Annotated in this window: 4 protein-coding genes; all 4 read right to left on the reverse strand. The window is 61.9% G+C overall.

Going from position 1 to position 4,540, the window contains the following annotated elements; genetic code table 11:
- Positions 1–803: phage major capsid protein (locus AB0917_RS33635; RefSeq protein ID WP_366823506.1), on the reverse strand; the 803-nt coding region annotated here is incomplete at its 3' end.
- 14 nt (positions 804–817) lie between these two features.
- Entirely contained in the window at positions 818–1,693 is an 876-nt protein-coding gene (locus AB0917_RS33640; protein ID WP_236176124.1) for a head maturation protease, ClpP-related, read from the reverse strand.
- A 13-nt stretch (positions 1,694–1,706) separates the two neighbouring features.
- Positions 1,707–3,104, reverse strand: coding sequence for a phage portal protein (locus tag AB0917_RS33645; protein ID WP_286901718.1), 1,398 nt, complete (start codon positions 3,102–3,104; stop codon positions 1,707–1,709).
- Positions 3,104–4,540, reverse strand: a 1,437-nt coding sequence (locus AB0917_RS33650; protein WP_366823507.1) for a terminase TerL endonuclease subunit, incomplete at its 5' end; no start/stop codon positions are given. The genes AB0917_RS33650 and AB0917_RS33645, both read right to left, overlap by 1 nt.

Genomic DNA, 4,540 nt, shown 5'->3' on the forward strand with positions numbered 1-4,540 from the left:
CGTTTCTCTACCTCGAATGCCGGGACGTACTTCGAGGCCTGAGGGACGATACCGTGCAGGTGCACGCCAGTGCCGTCACCGAACAGGATCTCCTGTTCCTCCACGTACTTGAGGCCGTAGCGCATTTCAACATCGATGGTCGAACCCAGCTGGGCGAAGTCGTCCAGGATCTGCTTGGAGGCCTTGAACATGTGGGCGATGGTCGACACCGCGGTGAGCTTCGACGCGAATTCGATGCTCGAGTACGGCTTGGCGGTACCCTCGGCCACGACCTTGGCGGCGTTGGTGAAGCCGGTCTGCTGCACCCAGAAGATCGCCGGGGCGGTGGTTCGGCCCGGGGCGATCAGGTCGCGGATGAACAGACGTTGCTTCGGCGCGGTGTCGATGCCGGGCAGGCGCTGGGGCTCGACGATGCCGGCCGGGATATCGGTGGAAAGGAGGGCGGCGCTGACCGGAATGTTGACGCGCTTACCGCCCTCGATGCTGGCCGCGAACTGCTTGAGCGCTTCGCTCTTGATCACAACGCCGCCGAGGCTGTCCTGGGCTTGCGGAGTGCCAGCCGAAGGCCGGCGCGCGAACTCCTGCTCGAGCTCGCCCAGCTGGGCTTTCAGCTGCTTCTCGGCCTCGGTCAGGCTGTTGAACTTGGTCGCCAGTTCGTCGACGGCATTCTTGGTTTCTTCGGACAAGCTTCCGGCCTTCTTGGCCTCGGCCAGCGCGTTCTCGGCCTGCTTGCTGAAATCGCTGGTAGCCTGCTTGAGCTCGTTGGAGACCTGCTTCAACAGGTCGGCGGTATTATCTGCCATGGGATCTTCTCCGGTTACTTGAGGGCTGCTGCCGAGAACCGCGACATGGCGGCCTGTAGATCGGCAAAGTGGTTGGCCAAGTCGGCCTGGTTTTCGGCAGCGCTGCGCGTACCGGAGGGGGCAGCGCTAGGCGTACCCCCCTTGAGTTCTTGAATCAGGGAGCGACGCTCTGAGCGAGGCATGCCCTGTTTGGCCAGGATCGTATCCAGGCGTCGCGCCGCGACCTGCTGGGGCGCGATGGCTTGCGGGTCTTCCTGGGCCGCATCCGATGGGAGCAAGCCGTCAGCGAAGCCGGCCTCGACTGCCGCACTGCCGCCCATCCAGGTCTCGACATCCATGAGGGCGCGCATCGCGGCGACCTCATCCCCGGTCCTGACCGAGTAGATATCGGCCAGGGTTCCGTCGATCTGGTCGAGGAAGTCGGCGACTTCGGTGAAGTCGTTTCGGTCGCCAGCGGCGATGGTCCAAGCGTTGTGGATCATCATGAAACCGGCTCGGGCGATCTGGATTTCATCGCCGGCCATAGCAATGAACGAAGCAGCAGAGGCAGCGAGGCCAAGCACCTGAACGGTCACCTTGCCCTTGTGTTCGCGCAGCAGGTTGTAGATCGCCAGGCCTTCGAAAACATCGCCGCCTGGGCTGTTGATCTTCACGGTGATGTCTTTGTCGCCGATGCTGCGAAGTGCGGCACTGACGCGCTTGGCTGTGACGCCCTCACCCGTCCACCAGTCCATACCGATTGGGTCGTACATTGTGATAGTGGTGGAGTCGTCACCGGCTGCCGCCTTAATCGCTGGATTCCAGCGCTCCATGGCCTTGGGCAGTAGATCGGATTCGACGCGCGCGTGCGGCCGCACCGCCGGCGCTGCCGGTAGTGTCTTGAGGGTCATGGGTTACTCCAGGTCAGGCCGCTTTGAGCAGCGGCATCGATATCAGCGCGTGGGCCATCATGGGTCCGTCTGGGTTTCCAGCTTCCAGAGCCTGAGATGCCAGCTCGACAGCCTTGTTGATGGCCTCTCGGTCGTCGTTGTTGCGCGCCGAGACCAGCCGAAGCATGAATGCTGAGGCCGCCGGCGATACGCCTGCTGCCGGCTTGCCGAGCTCCTCCAATGGCACAAGTGCGGACTGGACTGTGTAGGTGTCGCCGCCCGGGATCGGCGGATAATTCTCCAGCCGCCGCACCTCGTTGCGAGACATCCAGCCATTTTGCAGGGCCGTGTTGTACCAGGCTGCGCGGCCCGAGTTGTCTGCACGCAGCAAGCCCTCAACCGCGAACTCGGCGTAGTAGTCGTCGGCATCGGCCTCGCCGATCAGGCAGCGAGTGATCTCCTGCTCGATGTTTACCAGCAATGGCCGCAGGCTGTTTGTAAGGAAGTGAAGGTTCTGCGCTTCAACTGAGGCAGCCCAACTGGACTGCTTGTCCATGTGCCCGACCATGAACGGCGGCACGCGGAACCAACGGCACATTTCCTCGATCCCGAAGGACCTGGATTCCAGCATCTGTGCAGCCTCAGGGTTCATCGTGATGCCCTGGTACTTGAAGCCCGCCTCCGCCACCATGATCTTGCCGGCGTTCTTCGATCCCATGAACGCTTGCATGCTGGCCCGTAGCTGCTCGCGCTGTTGCGGCGTGATCTTGGCATCGCTGCTTAGGATGCCCGAGGCCTGCATCCCCTGCGCGAACACCTTCGCCGCAGCCTCCTCTATCGCCATCGCCGAGCCGAAGATCTCCCGCCCGGTTGTGACCGGAAGCATCCCGCACACCCCGTCTAGGCCAAAGCCGCGGATGTGCATCAGGCTCTTCTCGGGAATGTCGCGTTCCACGCCATTCTCGTTGTACGTGTACCTCAGGCGCCCGTTGTCCTGCCGCTTCACCCTCATGCACTGGGGAAGGAGAGGCACCAGGGCGATGATCCTGCTGCCGATCATCTTCTTCTCGATGAAGGCATTACCTCGAAGGCAAATACTCGCCACGACCAGCAGCATGAAGCGCTGCGGGGTCATCTCGGCGTTCGGAATGCGGCACAGCACACGGAACAATGGATGATCTTTGGCGACCTCCCGAGATCCATCAGGGAGGCGCCGGTACAGCTTGAGCGGAAGCGTTGAGACGGATTCGGACAGCAGCCTCACACACGCCCACACTGTGGACAGCTGCATGGCCTTGTCGACCGAAACGTGCTTTCCAGAAGCGGAGCTGCCGAACCACTCCTGCCAAAATGCGCCGTCCTTCAAGCTGATGGGTACCCCGAGCCAGTTTTGCAGCGCAGCCTTCACCCGGCCCGGTTTCTTGTCGGCCATCAGATTCCTACCATGATCGGGTTATCAAAGAAGCCCTGGAGATCACCAGAGCCTTCCGGGTTCAGCGCCATCAGCGTTGCCGCATCGAAGGTCGCCATCAGCGGGTCGATTTTGGCGGTGCCGCTGATCTGCTTGTTGATCGCGATTGCGTTGCCGACCTGCACGGTCTTGGCGTTGCCCACGCACCAGGCCATCAGCCGGGAGCCTCCGTGAATGAACTCACCGCCGGCCACCTTGCGCTCTGTGGTCTTGATCGCACCATTCAAGCGCCAGCCTTGAGACACTGAAGCGATTCTCTCCATAGTGATCCCGCGCTCCTCGGTGGTGAGCTCGTCAATGATGTCGCCGATGCCTGCGGCATCGACGCCGATGGCCTGCTTTTCAGGCAGCAGGCCGGCATCTCGTACTTGGCAGATGATGTCGGCGACGTCCCGCACATCGTCGCCGGGCAGATCGACGATGGTCAGGTCACCGTCTGCCGCAAAATCCTGCAAGACGCTGACGATGTCCTTGCGACGCTCCAGCGCGATCTTGTGTGCCCAGGCATGAGCCCAGTGCAGCCATCGACGGCTACCGCGCTCGCGACCGATCAGGCTCAGACCCAGAAGGTCGTCCAGTCCACCGCCGTCGATTCCAGCCACTACCACTTCACTTCGAAGCAGCAACTCATCGAGCGTCAGGCTTTTATCGCCCCGCCCTTCCCAATGGTCGGCGCCGGCCCAGCGATTCGCTCGCAGGTTCATGCCGATCTGGACATTCAGGTGCTTGGCCAGGAACTTCCGCTGACCCCCCTCATCCTTGCGCAGGTTCTTCGCCAGTTCGTCTTCCAGCCACTCCCTGCTGACCGAGCGGCCCATGTTGGGGTTGGTAACGTAGAAGTTATCCGGCTTGAGGTAGGCCTTGCTTTTGACCATGGCCTCGGGGAACTCGTACAGGACACCCAGCGACTTGCGGTCATTGACCACGCCGTCGCGAACATCTCGGTAGTAGCTCAGCTTCTCCTCGAAGACGCCTGCCGGCGGCTCATCGCTCTGCGTTGACAGCAGGATAACGAACCCTTCGTCTCGGGAAATCTGGCCACCGGTTGCCTCCATCAGCATGGCGTCTGCGTTCGCGCGCTTGCCGAACACCCAAACCTCATCGATCAGGATCTTGCCGGACTTCTTGCCCGAGACCGTGTCGGTGTCGGCCGCCACCACTTTCAGCGCCGCGTTGTTCACCCGATGGGTGATGGTGCGAATATGGTCCTGGACGTGGAGCAGCTCGCTAAGCTCGGGATCGGCCCGCACCATACCGGCGGCCGGCTTGTAGCTGTTAGCTGCAACCTCAATCGTCGGCGCGATGATCAGCAGCTCCTCGTCGTGCCGCCAGTTCAAGATCAGCGCCGTCAGCATGATGCCGGCAGCGATCGTCGATTTCGTGTTCTTCTTGCTGAT

It is taken from the genome of Streptomyces sp. NPDC007346 (assembly GCF_040703535.1).
GTDB lineage: Bacteria > Actinomycetota > Actinomycetes > Streptomycetales > Streptomycetaceae > Streptomyces.